1 protein-coding gene is annotated in these 229 nt (G+C 52.0%); it reads right to left on the reverse strand.

Annotation, left to right across the window (positions count from 1 at the left end; all coding sequences use genetic code 11):
* Positions 1 to 49 precede the first annotated feature (49 nt).
* The coding region (locus tag AC1RPN_RS09280) for a hypothetical protein (protein ID WP_481763895.1) at positions 50 to 229 on the reverse strand (180 nt) is incomplete at its 5' end.

Raw genomic sequence — 229 nt, forward strand, 5'->3', positions numbered from 1 at the left:
TCGTGCTCGATGCGGTGCAGGTCGTATACTTTTTCAATTCGAACTTTCATCAATTCACCAAATATTGTGTGAGCCTGCTGCCCAGCACCGACAGTACGATGTGATAGTGGGTTCCGGGACTACGGATATCGACGCGCGCCACCATGTCGTAGACCCAGCACTGGTTCTCTTTGCTCCACACCATCAGGTCCGGAGGATTATCGAGTTCTGTGCATGCCGCTACATACTC

Source organism: Dellaglioa sp. CoH-57-MRSF-20, from assembly GCF_056781955.1.